Annotated in this window: 17 protein-coding genes; 10 read left to right on the top strand and 7 right to left on the bottom strand. The window is 69.0% G+C overall.

Features of this window, described 5'->3' with window-relative positions:
• Positions 1-45: 45 nt before the first annotated feature.
• The 4 genes from VHB92_RS03300 to VHB92_RS03285 form a co-directional block, all read right to left on the bottom strand.
• Positions 46-1,131, bottom strand: a complete 1,086-nt coding sequence (locus VHB92_RS03300) for a mandelate racemase/muconate lactonizing enzyme family protein (protein ID WP_325451356.1) — start codon at positions 1,129-1,131, stop codon at positions 46-48.
• Complete coding sequence (locus VHB92_RS03295) at positions 1,128-2,054, bottom strand: 5-dehydro-4-deoxyglucarate dehydratase (RefSeq protein WP_325451354.1); 927 nt, start codon at positions 2,052-2,054, stop codon at positions 1,128-1,130. Before VHB92_RS03295 ends, VHB92_RS03300 begins: the two co-directional genes overlap by 4 nt.
• Before the next feature lie 64 nt (positions 2,055-2,118).
• A complete protein-coding gene (locus tag VHB92_RS03290) occupies positions 2,119-3,057 on the bottom strand; it encodes an NAD(P)-dependent oxidoreductase (protein ID WP_325451352.1) in 939 nt (312 codons plus the stop codon).
• Entirely contained in the window at positions 3,054-4,601 is a 1,548-nt protein-coding gene (locus VHB92_RS03285) for a Gfo/Idh/MocA family protein (RefSeq protein WP_414653057.1), read from the bottom strand. Before VHB92_RS03285 ends, VHB92_RS03290 begins: the two co-directional genes overlap by 4 nt.
• 326 nt (positions 4,602-4,927) lie before the next feature.
• Here VHB92_RS03285 and VHB92_RS03280 point away from each other — a divergent pair, with 326 nt between their 5' ends.
• Both VHB92_RS03280 and VHB92_RS03275 read left to right on the top strand, forming a co-directional pair.
• Entirely contained in the window at positions 4,928-5,977 is a 1,050-nt protein-coding gene (locus VHB92_RS03280) for a LacI family DNA-binding transcriptional regulator (RefSeq protein WP_325451348.1), read from the top strand.
• A 351-nt stretch (positions 5,978-6,328) separates the two neighbouring features.
• Positions 6,329-8,575: an alpha-L-rhamnosidase gene (locus tag VHB92_RS03275; protein WP_325451346.1), complete on the top strand. Its 2,247-nt coding sequence runs from the start codon at positions 6,329-6,331 to the stop codon at positions 8,573-8,575.
• A 189-nt stretch (positions 8,576-8,764) separates the two neighbouring features.
• On the opposite strand, the gene VHB92_RS03270 is transcribed toward VHB92_RS03275, so the two are convergent.
• Positions 8,765-11,407, bottom strand: coding sequence for a glycosyl hydrolase (locus VHB92_RS03270; RefSeq protein ID WP_325451344.1), 2,643 nt, complete (start codon positions 11,405-11,407; stop codon positions 8,765-8,767).
• Positions 11,408-11,674: 267 nt separating this feature from the next.
• On the opposite strand from VHB92_RS03270, the gene VHB92_RS03265 reads away from it, so the two are divergent.
• The 3 genes from VHB92_RS03265 (at position 11,675) to VHB92_RS03255 (ending at position 14,927) form a co-directional block, all read left to right on the top strand.
• The gene (locus tag VHB92_RS03265; protein WP_325451342.1) at positions 11,675-13,006 is read left to right on the top strand and encodes an ABC transporter substrate-binding protein; all 1,332 of its coding nucleotides are present in this window, start codon (positions 11,675-11,677) and stop codon (positions 13,004-13,006) included.
• An 83-nt stretch (positions 13,007-13,089) separates the two neighbouring features.
• On the top strand, positions 13,090-14,022 hold the full coding sequence (locus VHB92_RS03260) for a sugar ABC transporter permease (RefSeq protein WP_325451340.1): 933 nt from the start codon (positions 13,090-13,092) through the stop codon (positions 14,020-14,022).
• Entirely contained in the window at positions 14,019-14,927 is a 909-nt protein-coding gene (locus VHB92_RS03255) for a carbohydrate ABC transporter permease (protein WP_414653056.1), read from the top strand. Before VHB92_RS03260 ends, VHB92_RS03255 begins: the two co-directional genes overlap by 4 nt.
• Before the next feature lie 18 nt (positions 14,928-14,945).
• Here VHB92_RS03255 and VHB92_RS03250 read toward each other — a convergent pair whose 3' ends face one another.
• Both VHB92_RS03250 and VHB92_RS03245 read right to left on the bottom strand, forming a co-directional pair.
• The gene (locus VHB92_RS03250; RefSeq protein ID WP_325451338.1) at positions 14,946-15,728 is read right to left on the bottom strand and encodes a nucleotidyltransferase domain-containing protein; all 783 of its coding nucleotides are present in this window, start codon (positions 15,726-15,728) and stop codon (positions 14,946-14,948) included.
• A gap of 11 nt (positions 15,729-15,739) precedes the next feature.
• Entirely contained in the window at positions 15,740-16,744 is a 1,005-nt protein-coding gene (locus VHB92_RS03245; protein ID WP_325451336.1) for a LacI family DNA-binding transcriptional regulator, read from the bottom strand.
• 1,004 nt (positions 16,745-17,748) lie between these two features.
• On the opposite strand from VHB92_RS03245, the gene VHB92_RS03240 reads away from it, so the two are divergent.
• The 5 genes from VHB92_RS03240 to VHB92_RS03220 form a co-directional block, all read left to right on the top strand.
• Complete coding sequence (locus VHB92_RS03240; protein WP_325451334.1) at positions 17,749-18,105, top strand: L-rhamnose mutarotase; 357 nt, start codon at positions 17,749-17,751, stop codon at positions 18,103-18,105.
• 102 nt (positions 18,106-18,207) lie between these two features.
• Entirely contained in the window at positions 18,208-19,371 is a 1,164-nt protein-coding gene (rhaI, locus tag VHB92_RS03235; protein WP_325451332.1) for an L-rhamnose isomerase, read from the top strand.
• Entirely contained in the window at positions 19,368-20,300 is a 933-nt protein-coding gene (locus VHB92_RS03230; RefSeq protein WP_325451330.1) for an alpha/beta hydrolase, read from the top strand. The genes rhaI and VHB92_RS03230 overlap by 4 nt, the downstream gene beginning before the upstream one ends.
• A gap of 59 nt (positions 20,301-20,359) precedes the next feature.
• Positions 20,360-22,414, top strand: coding sequence for a bifunctional aldolase/short-chain dehydrogenase (locus VHB92_RS03225; protein ID WP_325451328.1), 2,055 nt, complete (start codon positions 20,360-20,362; stop codon positions 22,412-22,414).
• Positions 22,415-22,431: 17 nt separating this feature from the next.
• Positions 22,432-23,703, top strand: a 1,272-nt coding sequence (locus VHB92_RS03220) for a rhamnulokinase (RefSeq protein WP_325451326.1), incomplete at its 3' end; no start/stop codon positions are given.

Below are 23,703 nucleotides of genomic sequence, written 5' to 3'. Positions count from 1 at the left end.
CCCGATCGGTGGCCTGCGAGAGGGGTCGCCGGCACCGGAGCCGCCTCAGGCGAAGACGATCCCCAGGCCCTCGCGACCGGTCACGGTGGCGACGGTTCTGTCGACCGTGACGGGGCCGGGCTCGGCGAGCAGTCCGAGGCGCTCGAACCCGGCATCCTCGACCTCCTCGACCAATGTCGGATGCGACATCGCGACCGCCAGCTGCGCGGAAACGTCGGGGAGCAGGTGCGGGTAGAGCGGCACGTCCGCTTGCTCGGCGACCTCGGCGATCGCGAGGAACGGCGTGATGCCGCCGACCCGCACGACGTTCGGCTGAACGATGTCGGCGGCGCCACCCTCGATCGCCTCCCGGAACCGGTAGACGGTGTGCAGGTTCTCGCCGAGCGCGACCGGAACATCGACGGCGGAGCGAAGCGTCGCATGGCCCAGGAGGTCGTCGGCGCGCAGCGGCTCCTCGATCCAGCGCAGGCCGAACCGGCTCAGCTCGCCGATGGCATGCTCGGCCTCCTCGAGAGACCACAGCTGATTCGCGTCGATCGCGAGTTCCGTGTCGGCACCGATGGTCTCCCGCACGGCGGCGATGCGGTCGACGTCTTCCGACAGCGGACGGCCGCCCACCTTCATCTTCACGAGGCCGTATCCGGCATCCGCCCAGCGCTGCGCCTGCTCGACGAGCTCGCCGAGGGGATAGTGCCTGTTCACGCCGCTGCCGTACACCCCGACGGACGATCGTGGCGCGCCGAGCAGTTCCGCGACGGAGGCGTGCGCGGCCCTGCCCGCGGCATCCCACAGGGCCAGGTCGAGCCCGGCCATCGCGATCGTGGTGACGCCGCCGGAGCCCGCCTCGTGCAGGTGACGCCACAGCGGCGGCCAGAGTGCGCGGGCATCCGCTTCACGACCCACGGCGAAGTCGCGGATGTCGTGGGCGAGCATGGCCGCGACCGCATGAGCTCCGATGGAGGGCGTCCAGCTGAATCCGTGACCCGTGACACCGGCCTCGGTATCGACCAGCACCTCGATGAGATGCAGGCTTCGCACGTCGTCGCCCCACGGCCGCAGCAGCGGCGCGTCGATCAGACGCGTTCTGATGCCCGCGACGCGGCCGAGTTCGGGTGCGTGCGCACCGGTCATCGCGAAGCGCCCACCAGCTCGTCGCCGATGGCGAGGATGCGACGCAGCTCGTCGAGCTGCGCTTCGTTCGGGTCCACGAGCGGCGGCCGCACTCCTCCCACGTCGAGCGCCGGTGCACCCGCTGCGCCGATCCGCACGCCCGCCTTCACCAGCGACACGGCGAAGCCGGGCACCTCATCGCGGAGCCGCACGAGCGGCAGGTAGAACGCGTCGAGGATCTGGAGCCGCCGCTCGTCGTCGCCTCCGGCGTACGCCTCGTAGAACGCCTTCGCCACGCGGGGCGCCATTGCGAACGCGGCGGACGAGTACAGCGCGATGCCGATGGCCCGGTACGCCTGCTGCGTCAGCTCGGCTGTCGGCAGCCCGTTGAAGAACGCGAAGTCCGCTCTGCCCGTCTCCGCCACGGCTCGCACGAGTTGCTGCGCGACACCCAGGTCGCCGACGCCGTCTTTGAAGCCGAGCACCCGCGGGTTGCCGGCGAGCCGCTTCGCCGCATCCTCGGTGAGGCGTGCCGTTCCCCGGTGGTACACGATGATCGGCAGATCGGATGCCGCCAGCACGGCCTCGAGGTACGCCACGGTCCCCGCGGTCGTGCTCGCCACGAGGTATGGCGGCAGCACGAGCAGGGCGTCGGCTCCGGCATCCGCCGCGCGCCTCGCGCACTCGATCGCGTGCCCGAGCGGGCCGCCGGCACCCGCAACGACGGGCACCCGGCCGCCAACGACCTCAGCACTCGCAGCCACGACCTGCCCGACCTCCGAAGCGCTCAGCGCATGGAACTCGCCCGTGCCGCATGCCGCGAACACACCGCCCGGCTCGTACTCCAGCCGCGACGCCACGTGCTCGGCCGTGAGCGCGGCATCCACCGACCCGTCGGCGGCGAACGCCGTCACGGGAAAGAACAGAACACCGTCGAATCGCATTACTCTCCTCGTTCCTCGCGGTGGATGACACGCATGCCGTCGGCCGGCCACGCGCGCACCGGCATCACCAGCCGCTGCCCTCGAGTGACTCGGCCAGCCGATCGGACTCACTCGCCGGCGCCTCGCCGAGCTCGGTGCGCCAGTCGTGCGCCGGCGACCAGCCGAGAAGCCGCCGCGCCTTCGCGATCGAGAACGCCGGCGTCGTGCCGGTCAGCTCTTGCGCGGCTTCCGCCGCTGCCGGCACATACTGCGGCATGAGCTCGGCCAGCGGGCGGCGGGCCAGGGCGTCGGCGGCGCCCACGATGAAGGTCTGAGCGTTCGGGATGTCATCGAGCGCCGCGATCAACGTATGCAGGAAGTCCCCGACGTCACGGGCATCCACATAGTTGAAGAGAGCGGGCGCCGACAGGGCGGGGTCGTCGAGCCGCTGCGCCACGGTGTGCCCCTGCTGCGTCAGGGCACCCTGCCATTCCTCTGGGGCGATCACGTAGCACGGGCGGAACGCGGCAAGCCGTACGGCCTCGCCGCGCTGGGCAGCGAACATCTCCATGGTGCGTTCGGCGAGCAGCTTCGAGAGCGCGTAGGCGTTCCACGGCCGGGGCTGCACGTCCTCGGTCAGCGGCAACCGCTCGGGAGCCCACCCGGCCGGCGACCCGTACCCGAACACCGTGGGGCTGGATGCCGTCACGATCTTGCGAACGCCCGCGTCGACGGCGGCCTGCATGACGTTGAAGGCGAGCGACGCGTTCGTGCGGAGGATGTGCTGCTCTGGCGCGCTGAACGGAACGGCGATCGCGGCGAGGTGGATGACGGCATCCGGCTTGGCCCCGCCGATGACGTCCGCTGCGACGGCCGGCTCCGTGAGGTCCGCCGCGTACGCATCCGCGTGCTCGGCGGGCACGGTGAGATCGACCTCGACCACCTCGTGACCCCGCTCGGCGAGCACCGCGACGACGCTCCGGCCGAGCCGCCCGGAACTGCCGGTGACGAGGATCCTGCTCATCGAACGGGCTCCTGCGCCGCCTGTGCCGCCGGCTCGCCGGACTCGTCGGCAGAGCCGCCGGCGAGATCGCCGTCCGAGCCGCTCAGGCGCACGCCCAGCTCGAGCTCGTCGACGCGCACCGGAAGCCCGGTGGCCAGCGAGCGGTTGCCCGCGATGCCGACCGCGATGGCGCGGATGCCATCGCGATAGTCGGCCGCGCGGCCCAGCTCATCCGGGTCGTCCGCGCTTCGACCCACGAACACGTCGCGCAGCAGGATGGCGTCGCCTCCGCCGTGGCCGCCCTCTCCGGCCGGGATCTCGACCTCCTGAGGCGCCTCCCAGTGCCGCTGCAGCAGGATGCGCTCGCCGCGCGGACGCAGCGACGTCGACCTGGCATCCGCCACGGCGGACGGGTCGATGATGCGGCCCTCGGCATCCAGGCTCACGTCGCTCCGCTCGACCACTTCGAGCTCCACCCGGCCCTCCGTGCCGTTCACCGCGATGCGGTAGCCCTCCCACGGGCTGTGCGCATTGAGCGAGTAGCTCATGCTCGGACCGCCGGCATAGTCGACGACGAGAGAGAGGTTGTCCTCGATGGTAATGCCAGGGTCGAACACGTCCCGGTCGCGGCGGTAGCCGTCGAAGCCCTCGTTCTTCAGGTACAGGTCGCGCAGACGCGGGTCCCTGTTCTGGTCGAGGGCGAACGGGTCGGCGTTCCAGGCATCCGTGCCGCGCTCGGGACGTTCCCCGCCGCCACGCCGACGCCAGTTCTCCTCGCCGTAGAAGCGAAGGCCACCCGAGGCGAAGACGCGGGTCGGCACATCGTCGATCCACCAGTTCACGAGGTCGAAGTGGTGCGAGGCCTTGTGGATGAGCAGACCGCCCGAGTTGGTCTTCTGCCGGTGCCAGCGACGGAAGTAGTCGGCGCCGTGGGATGTGTCGAGCACCCACTCGAAGTGCACCGAGAGCGGGCGGCCGATGGCGCCGGATGCGATGGCGCGCTTGAACGCGCTGTTCCGCGGCGCGTAGCGGTAGTTGAACGTCATGACCACGTCGCCGTCGCTGTCGCGCACGGCATCCACGATGCGACCGCTGCCGGCCTCGTCGATGGTGAGCGGCTTCTCCACGACGACGCGGGCCCCTGCCCGCAACGCCCGTGACACGTACTCGGCGTGCGTGAAGTCGGGCGAGGTGACGATCACGCGCTCGATGCGCTCCTCGCGGATGATCCGCTCGAGGTCGTCCGGATGCGCCGTCACCGGCCGCGTGGCATCCTGCGTCGCGCCTGTCGATGCGGCGTCCGCCGACTCGGCGTCCTTCGGTGCGGCGGCTGCCGATGCGTCCGATGCCGACCCGCCCCGCCCGGCGCTGGCGATGTGCTCGAGGTAGTGGTCGAGCCTGCCCTGATTCGGGTCGAGCATGGCGACGAGCTCGGCGACATCCGCATGCTCGCCGATGATGGCGTCGATGTACATCTGGGCGCGGGAGCCGGTTCCGACGATGGCATACCGGGTGCGGTGCGACACGATGTTCCTCTCTTGGCGGTCCGATGGGGTTCCGCGCATTCCTGCTGCCCGGCGTGGGGGACCCTTCTTCGGCGTCCGCGGCGCGTCGCTGCTGGCGTGAGAAAACGCTTTCCGCCAACATACACGATATGTTGAGCAGCGTCGGCGACCGCAAGGATCCGGCCGGGCGGGGTCGCCGGAATCCGAGACGCCGAAGGCGCGACGCCGACCGGCGAACCGATCTCGGATGCCACATCGCCGATGCGCCACACCCCGCGATTGCGCCCAGCCAACCTGGCGCAGTCGCGAAGAAGTGGCGCAAATAGAAGAGAGACTTCGAGCGGCCGGACCGGTCGCACGAAGGACCCGGATGGAAGGGGGACGTGATGGCCAGATCGCGATCCGGAGTGCGACGAGTCGGAGCGACCATCGGCGATGTCGCGTCGCAGGCCGGGGTGTCGCTCTCCACGGTGTCGCGCGTGATGAACGGCAGCAAGACGGTGGATGCCGCGCTCGCCGAGCGGGTGCGCGAGGCCGCCGCGTCCCTCGGCTACACGGCCAGTCCCCTGGCGCGCAGCCTTGTGCTGGGCACTACTCAGACGATCGCCGTCGTCGTGCCGGATCTCGGCAACCCGACGTTCCAGGGCGCGCTGCGCGGGCTCAGCGACGGGGCATCCGAGCAGGGCTACCACGTGCTGGTCGCCGACTCGCACGAGCAGGCTGACGAGGAGCGCGTGCTGGCACTGGATGCCCGCCGGCGCTGCGACGGCATCGTGCTGTGCGCTCCTCGCATGCCGGAGGAGGAGCTCGCCGCCCTGCTGCCGCTGCTCGCGCCGGCCGTCGTGATCAACCGCATACCGGAACCGCCGGCTGTCGGCGACGGGCAGGAGGCGTCATCCGTGCCGTCTGTCGTCGCGGACTATGAGGCGGGGCTGACCGGACTGCTTCAGCACCTGTACTCGCTCGGGCACCGGAAGATGCTGTATCTGGCCGGCAGCAGTCAGGCCTCGTCCAACCAGAGCCGTCTAGCCGCGATCCGCGAGTTCCAGGCGTCGAATCCCGACGCGGCCATCGCCACGAGCCCGTGCGGCGTCGGATTCGAAGACGGCCACGGCTCCGCTCAGGTGGTCGTCGACTCGGGCGCCACCGCGGTGCTCGCGTTCAACGACCTGGTGGCGATGGGCCTGCTGAGCGCGCTGGGCGAGCGAGGCATCCGCGTGCCGCAGGATGTCTCGGTCACCGGTTTCGACGACATCCCGTTCGCGCGGTACACCACTCCTCCTCTCACGACGGCGACCATCCCCGTCGAGCAGCTGGGCCAGCAGGCATGGCACCGCCTGTCGGCACTCCTCAACGGAGAGACACCGGAGCGCGACCTCTCGTTCGGGCCGCAGGTGGTGCCGCGCGGCTCGACGGGGCCGGCGCCCGAGCGCTGATCGCACGACGCGGCGCGTGTCCCGTCGACCGCCCGTAACCGCGTCTCGTGCTCCCGCGTCGCGCAACTCAGGATGACGCCCACCTCGCCCGCATATCGCAGCCGAAGCACGTCGCATCCTGATTTCGAGCACGAGGCACCCTTCGGCCACCCGCCGAATCGAAGTCATCGGACTCCCCGCCTAGAGCCTGCCTCGGGCACACCCGTGGTGCGCCACGGGACCAGGATGAATCGTCACAACTCATGCTTGACACCGCTCGGCCTTGTCTCTAACTTCGGTTGAAGTGCTTCAATTGAAGCGTTTCAATTCGCACAGCGAGAGAACGAAGACACAATGACGTGGCATGCCCAGATGATCGCTCCCGATTCCGAGTTCGACGGGGCGCCGCTGCTCCGCACCGAGTTCGAGCTGGAAGGTGGCCACGGCGACGTGGCACGCGCGACGCTCTTGCTCACGGCCCGCGGCATCGTCGAGGCCTGGCTCAACGGCAGCCCGGTCTCCGATGACGTGCTCACGCCGGGCTGGAGCAGCTACGAGTGGCGCCTCCGCTACGCAGAGTACGACGTGACCGGCCTCATCGATGAGCGAACCGTGCTCGGGCTGGCCCTTGGCAAAGGATGGTTCGGAGGCCGCCTGGGCTGGGCCGGGAACGGCTCGTTCTACGGCTCAGAGCTCGGGGCGTTCGCGCAGCTCGAGATCGAGTTCACCGACGGATACCGCCAGATCGTGGCCACCGACGACCGCTGGACGAGCGGCCCGAGTGCCGTGCTCGCCAACGATCTGTACGACGGGGAGACCATCGACGCACGACTGCTCGACGACGCGTGGAAGCGACCGGGCTTCTCGGCCGACGGCTGGGCGGGCGTTCACACCGTCGACTTCGACACGTCGACGCTCGCTCCCTACATCGGTCCCCACGTGAAGCGCTGGAACGAGCTGCCCGTCACCGAGGTCATCACCTCGCCGAGCGGCAAGACCCTCCTCGACTTCGGCCAGAACCTGGTCGGCTGGCTGCGCGTGCACGTGCAAGGACCGGCCGGCTCCGAGATCACCGTGAGGCATGCCGAGGTGCTCGAGCACGGCGAGCTCGGCACCCGCCCGCTGCGCACGGCGCAGGCGACCGATCGATTCATCCTGAGCGGCGCCGAGGACGAGTTCGAGCCGACGTTCACCTTCCACGGCTTCCGCTATGCCGAGATCTCCGGATGGCCGGGAGATTTCGACCCGGCCGCGATCACCGCCGTCGTGATCGGTTCCGAGCTGACGCGCATCGGCAGCATGACGACATCCGATCCCTTGCTCGACCAGTTCCACCAGAACGTCGTCTGGGGCATGCGCGGCAACTTCGTCGACGTACCCACCGACTGCCCTCAGCGCGACGAGCGTCTCGGCTGGACAGGCGACATCGCGGCGTTCGCACCGACGGCGGCCTTCCTGTTCGACGTGGACTCGTTCCTCTCCGACTGGCTCGTCGACCTCGACCTGGAGCAGCAGCACCGCGACGGCATCGTCGGGTTCGTCGTGCCCGACGTGCTGAAGTACATCGACCGCGAGCGCTCGGACGACCTCGGCCGCCCGATCAACTCGACCGCGATCTGGAGCGATGCCGCCGTCTGGGTGCCCTGGACGCTGTACCAGGCATACGGCGATGAGGAGGTGCTACGCCGCCAGTTCGGCTCGATGACCGCGCACGTGCGCCACGTGCGCGGGCTGCTCTCGCCATCCGGCGTGTGGGACGACAACTTCCAGTTCGGGGACTGGCTCGACCCGGATGCGCCGCCGGACGACCCGGCGCGCGCGAAGGCCGACAAGGGCGTGGTGGCGACGGCATCCATCTACCGCTCGGCGCGCATCGTCGCCGACGTCGCCGACATCCTCGGGCTCGCCGACGAGCGCGCCGAGTTCGAGGAGGTGGCGAACGGCCTGCGCCAGGCGTTCAACGACGAGTATGTGGATGCCAACGGTGTCGTCAGGAGCGACTGCACGACCGTGTACTCGCTCGCGATCGTGTTCGGGCTGCTGAGCCCTGAGCACGAGGAGTTCGCGGGCCGGCGACTGGCCGAGCTTGCCGAGCAGGCCGGCTACCGCGTCTCGACGGGCTTCGCCGGAACCCCGTTCATCACGGATGCGCTGACCAAGACGGGACACGTCGACGCCGCGTACCGGCTGCTGCTGGAGCGGGAATGCCCGTCGTGGCTCTATCCCGTGACCATGGGCGCGACGACGGTGTGGGAGCGCTGGGATTCGATGCTGCCCGACGGCACGATCAATCCGGGCCAGATGACGAGCTTCAACCACTACGCGCTCGGCGCCGTCGCCGACTGGATGCACCGCGTCGTCGGTGGCATCGCACCCCTGAAGCCCGGATACGCCTCAGTACTGGTGGCACCCCAGCCGGGCGGCGGGCTGACCGACGTGGAGACATCGCTCGAGACCCGTCACGGACGAGTCAGCGTGCACTGGACCGTCAAGGACGGTCGGATGACGGTCGACGCCGAACTCCCGGACGGCGTCGACGGCGTGCTTCGCCTGCCTGGCGCCGAGGATCGCGCCATCGGCGGCGGGCACGTGAACGCCGCCGTCGAGCTGACCGTCTGAGCGGCGACAGCCCGTCCAGCGAGCCTGGTTCGGCACCACCGACCAACACCACGATGCCCGTCCCGCTCACCGGCGGGGCGGGCATCGTCGTTCACTCGTCGCGCTCGGTCCTGACCGGCGGCGCTCGTCGTCACTCGTCGCGCTCGTTCCTCACCAGTCGCGCTCGGCCCGCACCCAGCGCGCTCGTTCTCACTCGTCGCGCTCGGCCCACCACCTGAGCACGGGGATCGACAGCAGCCCCGACCGCAGTCCATCGGCCGCGTGCTCGACGTCTTGCATGCGGAAACGCGCGCCGTATCGCTCGTGTGACGCTGCGACATCCGCTTCCAGCCGACGTGCGGTCTCGGGGGCCGCGAGAGCGGCGGCCGTGGCGTTCCCCACGACGACCCGCACGTGGTTCTCGCCCGCGCGCACCGCCTTCGACACGTCCACTCGGTAGGGCGGCGCGTACAGCGTGCCGCACTCGACACCGTTCACGCTGACGGCGGCGACCTCGCGCACGGGCGCCTCCACCATCGCGCGGTATGACGCCCCGCGCATCCCGCGCTCGGCGGCGTCGCCGGCACCGATCGGTGGGGCTTCTCCGAAGTCGAGCTCCACGCGAGCGGGAACCTCGGAACCCCACACGTCTGCGCCCTCGAACGCGTGCTCGTAGACGGCGGATCCGGCGTAGTGCGGCCGCTGCTCCGTCCAGTCGTGCGGGAGTTCGACGGATGCCGGCTCCTCCGCGTCGAAGGCGGCCGTCCAGCTCGGGACCGCGGTGGAGCCCGAGGATGGCTGCCCATCGACACCGACGACACCCGCTCGCGTCGCGCCCGCAAGGGCGGTCTCGGTCGGCAGGTCGTCACCGAACACGAGCACGGCCGCTTCGTACGGCGCCAGCTCGAGCCTCACGACCGCGCTCTCGCCGCGCGCGATCACGGTGCCGCTCTGGGCATCCCACCGCTGCCACGACGATCGCGTCGCACGCGGCACAACCGAGAAGCGGCGGATGTGTGGCCCGGCGTTCGCCACGAAGTAGACGTCGGCTCCCTCGACGTCCCTGTGCACGAAGCCGACATCGCCGAACACCGGCTCGATGCGCAGATCGGGAAGGCCAGCGGCGCGCAACTCGCTCCCGAGCTCCGCGTCGGACGTCGTGAGCCAGGATGCGCCACCGCTTCGCGCGATCTCTCGACGCTCTGCCGCTTCCTCTCCGACGTCAAGGATCGTCCCCCCGGCATCGCGCACCGATTCCAGCCACCGAACCGTGCGCTCGGGCAGCCGCCGCACGTGTGGCAGCACCACGGGACCGGTCGCGGCGACCTGCGCGGGATCGAGCTGCTCCAGCATCCTGTCGTCGACCAGATCGAAGTCGAACCCTGCGTCGCGGATCGCCGCCGGCACCGCCTCACCGATGATCGCGCGTGCGGTGCGCCAGAGGTCGAGAGATCCGCCCTGCGCCGTTCCGAGCCGGTCATACGCATCGGCAGACGGCAGATAGAGCGTCACGTCCGCCACTGGGCGACCCTGCCGAAGCAGCCAGCTCAACCGGGTGAGGTACTCGCCGAGCGCCGGCATGGCCGACCACCACGCGTTCCGGTCGTCGAGTGCGCCCGACGCATAGAAGAGGCGTCCGGGGTCCTCGCCCTCAGGGGACGCCGGCCACCCGTGCCCGATCAGGTGGTTGACGCCGAGCAGGAAGTGCTCATGCGCCTCTCCCTTCAGGTCCAGCGGGGTGGCACGCAGCGAAGGCGAGTGCACCCACGTCCACGCTTCGGCCGAGACGATGTCCCTGTGCAGGCGATGCGCCGCGGATGCCGCCCATCGCGTCTGCGTGACGCTTCGCCAGCCCCAGCCCTCGCCCTCGATGATGTCGACGCTGCGATAGGCGCTGAGCGTCGTGAGCGGCACGCCGTAGTTCTGCACCCGGAACGGTACGCCACGCTCGGCCGCCCAGGCCCGGATGACGCGGAGGAAGTTCTCCTCGAACAGCTCGGACAGCGTCTCGTAGTACTCGCCGCGGAACTGCGCTGAGGCAGGAGCGTCGAAGCGGAGCATCCACAGGTGGTCCAGAAGATCATGAGAACGCCGAGCGCCGAACTCCTTCCGCAGCGCGGGCGTCCAATCGGCCTCGTACGCCTCGAGGCTGTCGCAGAACACGGATCCGACGCGCTCGGCCCCGACGGCGTCGAGCAGCGGACCCGCCACCGCGCGAAGGTGGTCGCGCACCGCGGTGGCCGAGTAGTGGTCGAGCACGGGCCCTTCCGCACCGGCGGCAGCACGTTTGACCTGCTGCCCCGTCGGTGCCGACCAGGCGAGCGCGACGAGCCGCGGGCTCCTGCCGCTCTCGATCGACACCGTCGCAGCCGTGACGGGAACGCGGTCGAAGGCCACCGGCGGCTCCTGCAGCGATCCGTCGCCGACGTACGCGGCGACGAGCTCCTCTCCCGGCCAGCGCGGCTGGGCGCCCAGCGTCACGGCGTCTCCGCCGATCTCGCGCACGTCCCACACCAGCTTCCGCGACGCGGTCTCGCTCGTGATGTGCGGCCCGCCGAACGACCAGCCGCTGCCGAGCGTGAGGTCGAACCGCAGCCCGAGCGATTCGGCGATATCGGCCGCGAACCGGAGGTCGTCGAGGAACTCCGTGCCGAGGAACGGATGCTCCACCCGGCTGAGCGGGTACACGTAGGCGACCTCGACTCCGCCCAGCCCCGCGTCGCGGATCGCCCTCAGCTGACGCACGATGTCGGCGCGTTGCACCTCAGGCCCGAACCACCACCAGCGCATCATGGGCCGCGCCTGCGGCGCCGGCTCGGCGAATCCTGCCAGTAGTTCGGTGGCGTTCGTCATGCAACCTCTCCTTCGCCTGCTGGCGCCCTGCCGCGCGAGATGGATGGCGTCGGCGCACGTTTCATCCTGAAACGATTCACGGTCCGAGTCAAACAATGAAGTGACCGTCGTGAAGGGTTACGTGATCGTGATGACGCCCGTGGAATTCTGCTTGACCGCATCCGAATGGGGTCGTATCGTTCCACCATTGAATGGTTTCAATTACCGTTCGAGGTGTTCCCGCTGGCGAGCGGAATGGCCCGTCTCGCCTTACAAGGAGGTAACGGGATGAAGCTCTCCCCCATGCGCCGCGCCGCGGCCGCGACAGCAGCGATCGCGGCGGTCGCACTCGCTCTCACCGGGTGCAGCGGATTCGGCAGCACAGGCTCGAATTCCGGGAGCAAGGTGACGATCACCTTCCTCACCCAGAACGATGCCCCGACCCGGACGCAGAGCAAGGCGCTCATCGAGGCGTTCGAGAAGAAGTACCCCGACGTCACCGTCAAACTCGACACGCAGCCGCCCGGCACCCAGGGCGACAACCTGATGAAGACGAAGCTGTCGACGAAGACGATGGACAATGTCTTCCACTACAACTCCGGGTCTCTCTTCCAGGCGCTGAATCCGAAGACGTCCATGGTCGACCTCAGCGGCGAGAGCTGGGTCAAAGACCTCGACAAGAACTTCAAGCAGGTCGTCTCGGTCGACGGCAAGGTCTACGGGGCGCCGCTCGGCACGTCCTCGGCGGGCGGCATCCTCTACAACAAGAAGATCTACCAGCAGCTGGGCCTGTCCATCCCGACGACTTGGGATGAGTTCATCGCGAACAGCAACAAGATCAAGACCGCCGATCCCAATGTCACGCCGATCCTGCAGTCGTTCGGTGACACGTGGACGAGCCAGCTTCTGGTGCTCGGCGACTTCGCCAACATCAACAAGCAGGACCCGAACTGGGCGACGGACTACACCGAGAACAAGAATGGCGCCAAGTACGTCAACCAGCCGGCGTTCGAGGGCTTCCAGCACACGGCACAGATCGTCCCGGCCGGACTGGTGAACAAGGACTATGCGTCGATGACGAACGCACAGGCGATGGATGCCCTGGCCAACGGAACAGCGGCGCAGTACCCGATGCTCACCGGCTCGATGGCGACCGTTCAGCAGAACGAGCCGGACAAGATCAACGACATCGGCGTGTTCGCCATCCCGTCTCCCGACGCTCAGTACACGTCGCTGACCCTGTGGGAGCCGAACGCGCTTTACATCTCCAGCACGACGAGCGGCGACAAGCTGAAGGCGTCGAAGGAGTTCGTGGCGTTCGCGAACTCCCCGCAGGGCTGCGAGATCCAGAACAAGACGGGTGCGGCAGCGGGTCCGTACTCGACGAGCGCCTGCTCGCTGCCGTCCGACGCACCGGCCTTCACCAAGGACGTGCAGAAGTACATCGACGACGACAAGGCGAGCCCCGCACTCGAGTTCAAGTCGCCGATCAAGGGGCCGAACCTGGAGACGATCCTCATCGCCGTCGCCTCAGGATCGACGAGCGCGCAGGTCGGAGCTCAGCAGTACGACCAGGATGTGAAGGCACAGGCCCAGCAGCTGGGCATCAAGGGCTGGTGATCCACCCCGCGTCCTGAGGATCCACCGGAAGTGGGGGCCGGTATGCGTACCACCGGCCCCCACTTCCTGAGCAAGGAGTGCCTATGACCACCGCATCCGTCACCATCGATCCGGCCGCCCCGACGAGAGCCCCGCGAAAGACGAAGAGCGACCGCCGCGGAATGCGGAGCCCTTACCCGTCGTGGTTCTACATTCCGGCAGGCGTCCTCTACCTGATCTTCTTCGCACTGCCGACGTTCTCGTCGTTCTACTTCGCACTGACCAGATGGACCCTGTTCAGTCAGACGTTCATCGGCTTCGGCAACTTCGTGCAGTTCTTCCAGACGCCGGCTCTGACACAGGGCTTCGTCAACACGTTCATCTATGGATTCGTCACGTCGGCGGCGAAGGTGGTGCTCGGGCTCGCGCTCGCCCTGCTCCTCACCGGCGCGACATTCGGACGGGGCTATCTGCGCGCCGTCGTCTTCTTCCCGGTCCTCGTCTCCACGGTGGGCGTCGGCCTCACGTTCAAGGCGCTCCTCGACCCGTTCCACGGGGTGGTCAACCAGGTGCTCGGGTTCTTCCATCTGCCGCAGCCCGGCTGGTACACGGACCCGCACCTGGCGCTGCTCACCGTTGCCGGCGTCGACATCTGGAAGGGCGTGGGGATCGCGACGCTGATCTTCATGGCCGGCATCGTCGCCATCCCCTCCGAGTACTTCGAAGCGGCTCGCGTCGACGGCGCCGGATCGTGGAACGTGTTCCGCAACATCACGCTCCCGCTCGTGCGTCCCGCGATGGCGACGGTGATCATCCTGTCGCTCATCGGCGGACTGCGTTCGTTCGACCTGATCTGGGCGATGACCAACGGAGGCCCCGGCTTCTCCAGCGACGTCATCGCGTCGGTCATCTACAAGCAGTACCAGGCGGGGTTCTTCGGCCTGTCGACGGCGGGCAACGTGATCCTGTTCCTCGTGGTCACCGCGATCATGCTGCCCGTTCAATGGCTGCTCAACCGAAGGGAGGCGGACCTGTGACCGTCACGAGAGCGATCACCACTGCTCCGCGCGGAGAGCGCGGCGTGCTGCACCCGCCGCGGCGCCCCATGACGGCACGCAGATTCGCCAGGAAGTACCTGATCGGCATCATCGCGATCCTGGTGTCGATCGTCGTGTTCCTCGTGCCGTTCATCTTCATCCTGTTGCAGGCGGCAAAGGATCCGAAGGACGCCGGGCTGATGGGCTTCGACCTGCCCACGACCTGGCAGTTCTGGCAGAACCTCGTGGAGGTCATCCAGACGAACAGCTACCAGGTTCTCGCGGCGTTCATCAACAGCTTCATCCTCACGATCGCGAGCGTCGCCATCATGGTGGTGTTCTCGGCGATGTGCGGATACCTGCTCCATCGCAGGCGCACGAAGCTGAACCCGCTCGTCAACTTCCTGGTGCTCGCAGGGCTGATCGTTCCTCCGGCCGTCGTGCCCACCATCTGGGTGCTGCAGGGTCTCGGCATCTTCGACACGCTGCCCGGCATGATCCTCGTGGAAGCGACCCTCGGTCTGTCGTTCTCGATCCTGCTGTTCCGCGCCTTCGTCGCGACGATCCCCCGAGAGCTCGATGAAGCGGCGATCATCGACGGCGCCGGGCCGATGCGCCTCTTCTTCCAGGTGATCCTGCCCCTGCTCCGCCCGGTGCTGATCACCGTCATCGTCGTGCAGGCCGTCGCGGTGTTCAACGACTTCACCGGTCCGCTGTACTTCTTGCCCAGCAGCAGCAACCCGACTGTGCAGCTGACGCTCTACAACTTCCAGAGCCAGGCCGTCAGCCAGTACAACCTGCTCTTCATGAACATCCTGCTCATCACGATCCCGCCGCTGATCATGTACATCTTCTTCAACCGGCAGATCGTGGCAGGCATGACGAGCGGCGCCGTCAAGGGATGACTGAGCAGCGGCGGCGCGTCAGAAGAACTCGGCTGGCGCGCCGCCGCGCAGCCAGGTGAGCTCGTTGTCGCGGATGAAGGTGGACAACGCCTCGTCCGGCGTCATGCCGTGTCCGAGCCAGTCGAGCAGACGGCGGAGGAGCTCGGCGCCGCTGTCCATCCCGGGATCGGAGACGGCTCGGTCCCAGGCCGGCAGGAATCCATCGGGCGTGGGAACGGCGCGCATGAGGCCGGAGATGTACTTGGGGCCCGGCATGAGGACGTGCGCAGAGGCAAGTGCGGCCCGTGCCGCCGCAAGTGTCAGGTGCACGGAGGCGTGGCGAACGAGGAACGCGTCGTTCCCCTGCGCGCCCTGCACGAGAAAGTAGCCGCCGTACAGGCGCGCCTGCGCCACGTGCGATCGCACGCGTTCGTCCCAGGCGGCATCCGGGAGCGTGGCGATCCTCGTGACCAGCTCGGCGAGACCGTCGCGTCGGCTGAACGCCACCCGCGCACCGGCGAACGACGACCTGGTCGGGTCGTCACCGTGCACCGACGCGATCTCGAGATATCCGGGGCTCGCCAGTTTGACGTCGATGTACGAGCCGGGATAGTCGAGGTCGTGCCGCTCGGTCCAGGCGAAGCGACCGGCATCCGTCTCGCGGGCGAACCGCTCGTCGGTCACCACAAGGTAGACATCGACGTCCGACTGCTCTCGCTCGGATGCCCGGGCGACGGATCCGACGAGGATGACGGCGAGCACGTCCGCATCGCCGCGCACACCCTCGACGTAGGCGGACAGCGCCCTCTCGTGATGCTCCATGGCGCCCCCGCTCAGCGCCCCGACGTGGACTGGCGAACGACGAGTTCGGGCTGGTACACGATCTGCTTCGGCTCGAATCCCTCACCGTGCTGCGCTTCGCCGAGCAACAGGTCGACGGCGGTGTGCCCGATGAGCGTCGCGGGCTGGCGCATGGACGTCAGCGGAACCGTCGCCGTCGCCGCGAAGTCGATGTCGTCGTATCCGATGATCGCGAGGTCGTCCGGCAGACTCATGCCGGCAAGGCTGGCGGCTTGGAGCACCCCGATCGAGACGAGGTCGTTCGCCGCGAGCACGGCATCCGGCCTGCTCGCCGGCCCACGAGCCACCAGCTCCGTCGCGGCCTCCACTCCGGCTCGCACGGTGAGCGAGGAAGTCGGCACGTACTCGAGCGCGACTCCCGCCCGCTCGGATGCCGCGATGCGCGCCCCGGAGAGACGGTCGGACACCTGCCTGATCGACTCGGGACCTCCGACGAACGCGATCCGCTTGCGCCCGATCTCGATCAGGTGCTCGACAGCGGCCCGACCGCCTGCCACGTCGTCGACGGCGACCGAGGAGAAGCTGCGGTCGGGTGCCTGCCTGTCCACGAGGACGACAGGGATGCCGCGATCGCGCGTCTTGCGGAGCCGGGGCAGCACGTCGGCGACGGGGCTGATCAGCACGCCATGAACGCGCTGCTCCTCGAACAGATCGAGATAGCCGCCCTCGCGCGAGCTGGACTCGTCGCTGTTGCCGAGCAGGATCGAGAAGCCGTCCTCTTCCGCACGTCGCTCGGCTCCTCGCGCCACGTCGGTGAAGAAGGGGTTGCCCACGTCGAGCACGATGAGGCCGATGCTCCTGCTGCGACCCGCTCTGAGCTGCCGAGCCGCGTCGTTCCGTACGAAGCCGAGGTCCGCGATGGCGGCGTTGACGCGTTCGACGGTGGCCGCCGCGACGCGGTCTGGCCGATTGAGCACATTGGAAACAGTGCCGACGGAGACGCCTGCCGCGATCGCGACATCTCTCACACTGACCATCGGAAGAACCTCCAGATCGCCCCTCGTCCCGAGGCAGCGTTCGATGTCGCGCGCAGACCGCCCGGCGCCCGAGAGCAACGACGCGCAAACGAAGCGGAGCGCCGATCCCATAGTGGCCTGCTGAAACGAATCATCTCACCTCAGGCGCGCCACGCCCCGTTCCTCCGGGTGCGATCCCGCGTCCCTGTGGGCGGGCCGCTGTCGGCGGTACGTGCGCATGGATGCCGGCGCCGCGCCCCGGGCGCCCCTCACCTCCTGGCTCCGACGACAGGCTCCGGGTGTCCCTCACGTCTCGACTCCGACTGCGGGCTCCGAGTGCTCCTTACGTCTCGACTCCGACACCGGGCCCCGGCGGCGGGCCCGACAGCGTGGTTCACGTCCCCTCCCGCCCCAACTCCGATCGCACGCCTGCTCAATGCACTCCGAATTCAGGAGATGCGACCACACGGCTGCGATATGCGGCCGAAGCGGCGCTCATCCTGAATTCGATTCGGCTGCCCCGAAGGGGGGCGACGAGAAGGGCCGACGAGAGCGGACGACCGACAAGAAAACACAGCTGATGGGAGTGTGCACTAACGGGAGAAGACGGACCTGCCGGGGCCAGCGCCGACGACGGATGTCACACTCACCGCGCGCCGTATTCAGGAGACGCGACCACACGGCTGCGATATGCGCCGACGCCGCGCTCATCCTGAATTCGACGACGCGGGCCGGCAAGCGGGCGGCGACGGCCGGCGGACGGCGGAGCAGGCGGGGCTGCGGACGGTCGACGGCCGGCGACGGGCCGAGGGCTAGGGACTGGGGCGGGGGACGGCGATGGTGGACGGCGACGCCGGCGGATGGCAACGCACGGTCGACGGCTGCTGGCCGGGGCCGGCGGACAGCGGTAAGGATGCGGCGGCACCGTCCCCCGGCCGACGGAACGAATGCCGCCACTCGCATACGCAGCACGAGTTGCGGGAGCGCCCGATCTATGAAACGATTCAATCGCGAAAGGAAAGCCGATGACGTCGACGCAGCGAGTGTGCTTCCGCCTCAGGGTCAGGCCGGAGCTCCTCGACGAGTACAAGACGCGGCATGCTGCCGTGTGGCCGGAGATGCTGCGCGAGATCGAGGCATCGGGTCGCCGGAACTATTCGCTGTTCCTCGCTGACGACGGCGAGCTGATCGGATACTTCGAGACGGACGACGCCGAAGCGAGCGAGCGCTACCTCGCGCAGTCCGAGGTGGCGGCACGGTGGGAGGCCGACATGGCGCGCTTCTTCGTGGCGCTCGACGGACGCGCGGACCAGGCATCCGAACGGCTGACCGAGGTGTTCAACCTCGACGAACTTCTCGCGGCCATCCCGGACGGACGCTGACACCATGCATCAGAGACCGTCTCCCGCCACCGCGCAGCTCAGCACTTCGTCACCATCACAGCAGCCCCACGGCGTCGCGGGGCACGCAAGAAAGGCATCAGCATGACGATCCCGTCCCCCACCCTCGATCTGCTCGCCCGGCAGACCATCGAACTTCCCAGCTGGGCGTTCGGCAATTCGGGAACGCGCTTCAAGGTGTTCGGGCAGGCGGGCGTTCCCCGCGACCCGTTCGAGAAGATCTCGGATGCGGCGCAGGTGCACAAGTACACGGGTCTCGCGCCGAGCGTGGCGCTGCACATCCCGTGGGACAAGGTGCCCTCGTACTCCGACCTGAAGAAGCACGCCGAAGACAACGGTGTCAGCCTCGGCACCATCAACTCGAACACGTTCCAGGACGACGACTACAAGCTGGGTTCCGTCACGCACTCCGACCCGGTCATCCGCCAGAAGGCGATCGACCACCACTTCGAGTGCATCGACATCATGAACGAGACGGGGAGCCGCGACCTCAAGATCTGGCTCGCGGATGGCACGAACTACCCCGGACAGGACGACATGCGGGCCCGGCAGGATCGCCTGCACGACTCGCTGTCGAAGATCTACGCTTCGCTCGGCGAGGGCCAGCGGCTCGTGCTGGAGTACAAGTTCTTCGAGCCGGCGTTCTACCACACCGACGTTCCGGACTGGGGAACGTCCTACGCGCAGGTGAGCGCGCTCGGCGACCGCGCCGTCGTCTGCCTGGACACCGGTCATCACGCGCCCGGCACCAACATCGAGTTCATCGTCATGCAGCTGCTGCGACTCGGAAAGCTCGGCTCGTTCGACTTCAACTCGCGCTTCTACGCCGACGACGACCTGATCGTCGGCGCGGCCGATCCGTTCCAGCTGTTCCGCATCCTCCTCGAGGTGATCCGCGGCGGCGGCTACGCGAACCCGGACGTGGCGTTCATGCTCGACCAGTGCCACAACATCGAGAAGAAGATCCCGGGGCAGATCCGGTCGGTGCTCAACGTGCAGGAGATGACGGCGCGTGCGCTCCTCGTCGACCGTGACGCCCTGACCGCGGCGCAGGACGCCGGCGACGTGCTCGGCGCCAACGAGGTCGTCATGGACGCCTTCTACACGGATGTGCGCCCCGACCTCGCCGACTGGCGCGAGTCGCGCGGTCTGCCGCGCGATCCGGGCGCTGCCTTCGCGGCATCCGGGTACCAGGAGCGCATCGAAGAGGAACGGGTCGGTGGAACGCAGGCAGGATGGGGCGCATGACCACCGCTGACACCTCTACTTCCACCTCCACCTCCAGCCCCGCCGCCGGGGACGTGACCACCGAGGAACGCGCGCTCGAGGGACCTCACGGCCCGCTCCGCGTTCGCCTCTACCGCCCCGCGAAGGCGACGGGCCCCGGCCTGCTGTGGCTGCACGGCGGCGGGTTCTCGGGCGGAGACCTGGACATGCCGGAGGCCGACTGGGTGTCGCGGAGCTTCGCGGAGCACGGCATCGTCGTCGCGTCGCTCGACTACCGCCTCGCACCCACGCCACCCGAGCGCGCCGACGCCCTCGGACGTCCCGTCGTGCTCGAGGGCGTGCACTACCCCGTTCCGGTCGACGAGGCCGTGTTCGCGTTCCGCTGGGCGGTCGGCGCGGGAATCGCGGAAGGTCCCTGGGCCATCGGCGGGGCGAGCGCCGGCGGCAACATCGCGACGGGCGCCGTGCTCCGGCTCTCGCACGAGGGCGATGCGGTGCCCGCCCTGGCGGTTCTGGCGTATCCGACGCTGCTCGCGGCGCAGCCGCAGCCCGACGCCGACCTGCGCGCGGCGCTGGATGCCAACCCGGAGGCCGACCGGTTCGGTCCGGCTTCGGTCGCGCAGATGTACCAGAACTACCTCGGCCGGCCGCTGGACGAGACGCCCAGCGAAGCGCCGATCTACGCCGTGCCCGGGCTCGCGACACCGGAGCAGCTCGCATCCTTCCCGCCGACGATCATGATCAACGACGAAACGGACGAGCTCCGCGTCTCCGGTGAGGCTTTCGCCCGCACGCTGCGCGAGGCGGGCGTGCCCGTCGACGTGTCGACCGAGGCCGGCACCATGCACGGCCACCTGAACCGCCCGGACGAGGGCGCCGCGCAGGCATCCATCGACCGATTCGCCGCTCGCATCCGTGCACTGACCGCAGCGAACACCTCCTCGCACTGATCCGTGCGCTCGCTGAGGCTGCGCGGCCGTCGAACCCCGACTGACATGGAGAACCAGACATGACGAACCAGGCCGTCAGCGACCTGATCGAACGCAGCAACCGGCTGGGCGCCGACCCGCGCAACACGAACTACGCAGGCGGCAACACGTCGGCGAAGGACAGCGAGACCGACCCCGTCACCGGCGATGACGTGGAGCTGCTCTGGGTGAAGGGCTCGGGCGGCGACCTCGGCACCCTCACCGAGAGCGGGCTCGCCGTGCTGCGCCTCGACCGGTTGCGCGCCCTGCCTTCCGTGTATCCCGGCGAAGAGCGCGAAGACGAGATGGTAGCCGCCTTCGACTACTGCCTCCACGGCAGAGGCGGAGCAGCACCGTCGATCGACACCGCGATGCACGCGCTGGTGGATGCCGCGCATGTCGACCACCTGCATCCCGACTCCGGCATCGCCTTCGCGACCGCGGCCGACGGCGAGCACCTGACGCGGGATGCGTTCGGCGGCCGAGTCGTGTGGGTTCCGTGGCGTCGTCCCGGCTTCCAGCTCGGGCTGGACATCGCGGCCGTGAAGCGCGACAACCCGGATGCGGTCGGATGCATCCTGGGCGGGCACGGCATCACGGCCTGGGGCGCGACCTCGGACGAGGCGGAGGCCAACTCGTTGTGGATCATCCGCACGGCCGCCGACTACATCGCAGAGCACGGCCGGCCCGAGCCGTTCGGCGCCGTCGAGAACGGCTACGAGCCGCTCGCCGAGCAGGAACGGCGCGCAAAGGCCACCGCGCTGGCTCCCGCGCTGCGGGGGCTCGCGTCGACGGATCATCCGGTCGTCGGCCACTTCACCGACGACGAAGCGGTGCTCGACTTCGTGTCGAGGGCGGGGCATCCGCGTCTGGCCGAGCTCGGAACCAGCTGCCCCGACCACTTCTTGCGCACGAAGGTCAAGCCGCTCGTGCTCGACCTGCCGGCGGATGCGTCGATCGAGGACTCCATCGCTCGCCTGCGCGAGCTGCACGAGGCGTATCGCGCCGACTACACGGCGTACTACGAGCGCGGCGCCGCCGCGGCCAGGGCGCGCGGCGAGGAGCCGCCCGCGATGCGGGGCGCGGATCCCGCGATCGTGCTGATTCCCGGCGTGGGCATGTTCAGCTACGGCCCCGACAAGCAGACCGCCAGGGTGGCGGGCGAGTTCTACGTCAACGCGATCAACGTCATGCGCGGCGCCGAGGCGATCTCGTCGTACGCGCCGATCGACGAGTCGGAGAAGTTCCGCATCGAGTACTGGTCCCTCGAGGAGGCCAAGCTGCAGCGGCGGCCCAGGCCGGAGCCGCTCGCCACGCGGATCGCGCTCGTGACGGGTGCGGCATCCGGCATCGGCAAGGCGACCGCCGCTCGACTGGCAGCGGAGGGCGCCTGCGTCGTGATCGCCGACCTCGACCTCGAGAAGGCCGAAGCGGCAGCGGCGGAGATCGGGTCGACGGATGTCGCCATCGGCGTTCGCGCCGACGTCACCGACGAGAAGGCGGTGCAGGCCGCCGTCGACGAGACCGTGCTCGCCTTCGGCGGGCTCGACCTCGTGGTCAACAACGCCGGCCTCTCGCTCTCGAAGTCGTTACTCGAGACGACCGTCGCGGACTGGGATCTGCAGCACAACGTGATGGCGAAGGGCTCGTTCCTGGTGTCGCGTGCGGCAGCGAAGGTGATGATCGAGCAGGGCCTCGGCGGCGACATCGTCTACATCTCGTCGAAGAACAGCGTCTTCGCCGGGCCCAACAACATCGCCTACTCGGCCACGAAGGCCGACCAGGCGCACCAGGTGCGGCTGCTGGCCGCCGAGCTCGGCGAGCACGGCATCAAGGTGAACGGCATCAACCCCGACGGAGTCGTCAGAGGCTCCGGCATCTTCGCCGGCGGCTGGGGCGCCAAGCGGGCGGCCGTCTACGGCGTGCCTGAGGAGAAGCTCGGCGAGTACTACGCGCAGCGCACGCTGCTGAAGCGCGAGGTCGTGCCGGAGAACGTGGCCAACGCGGTGTTCGTGCTGTGCACGAGCGACCTCGACCACACGACCGGCCTGCACATCCCTGTCGACGCGGGGGTCGCTGCCGCGTTCCTGCGATGACCGTCTCGAGTCCGGCGGTGCCAGGTGAAGCGGCACAGCCGATCGTCGTCGCCGCCGTCGATCTGGGCGCGACGAGCGGGCGGGTCATGCTCGGCCGGGTGTCCGCCGGATCCGCCGATTCGCCCGGCACGCTCGCCCTCGAGGAGATCGCGCGGTTCCCCAATGAACCGGTGCAACGCGAAGACGGCCTGCACTGGGACATCGCGGCGCTCCGCGAGGCCGTGCTCGACGGTCTGGCGGATGCGCATGCCGCCGCTGCGCAGGCAGGCGAGCGTATCGCCTCCATCGGCATCGACTCGTGGGCCGTGGACTACGGCATCCTGCGCGGCGGCGGGCTGATCGGTGAGCCGTTCCACTACCGGGACGCCCGCAACGACCGCGGCGTCGAACTCGTGCACGCCGTCGTTCCGTTCGAGGAGCTGTACGAGCGGAACGGCCTGCAGTTCCTGCCGTTCAACACGCTGTATCAGCTGGCGGCCGACGAGGCGATCACGGGCGCGAGCGCTGAGTCGAGCGCTCAGTCGAGCGCGAACGGCATCGACGGCATCGCGCTCATCCCCGACCTCTTCGCCTACTGGCTGACGGGTGAGCGGGTGGCGGAGGAGACGAACGCGTCAACGACCGGGCTGGTGCCCGCCGCGACGGCGACGCCGCAGTGGGATGCCGAGCTCGCCGCGCGCATCGGGCTGCCGGCCGGCATCCTGCCGCGCATCGTGCGCCCCGGTTCGACGATCGGCACGCTGACGCCCGAGATCGCCGAGCGCACGGGCCTGCCCCGAGCGACCGCCGTCGTCGCTGTGGGCTCGCACGACACGGCATCGGCCGTCGTGGCCACGCCCCTCGGGGCCACGGGCTCGGTGTTCGTGTCGTGCGGCACGTGGGGTCTCGTGGGCGTCGAGACGCCTGCGCCCGTGCTCACCGCGGCGGCGCGGGATTCCGGATTCACGAACGAGCGCGGCGTCGACGGCACGACGCGGCTGCTGCACAACGTGATGGGTCTGTGGGTGCTCAACGAGTGCGTGCGCGCCTGGCGTGCCGACGACGGCGCAACGGACGACCTCGACCTCAGCGCGCTGCTGGATGCCGCGTCCCGCCCCGGCGTGCGCTTCACGGCCTTCGACATCGACGACCCCCGGCTCATGCCGCCAGGCGACATGCCCGCCAGGGTCGCGCAGTTGAGTCAGGAGGCGGGCGGCGGCGTACCGGACGGCCGGGCCGAATACGTGCGCAGCATCGTCGAGTCGCTTGCGGATGCGTTCGCGCGCGCGGCTGCAAAGGCATCCGCGTTG

The sequence above is a fragment of the Humibacter sp. genome, assembly GCF_035547335.1.
Lineage (GTDB): Bacteria > Actinomycetota > Actinomycetes > Actinomycetales > Microbacteriaceae > Humibacter.
The sequence above is the reverse complement of the archived record's forward strand: the minus strand, read 5'-3'. Positions and strand labels throughout refer to the sequence as shown.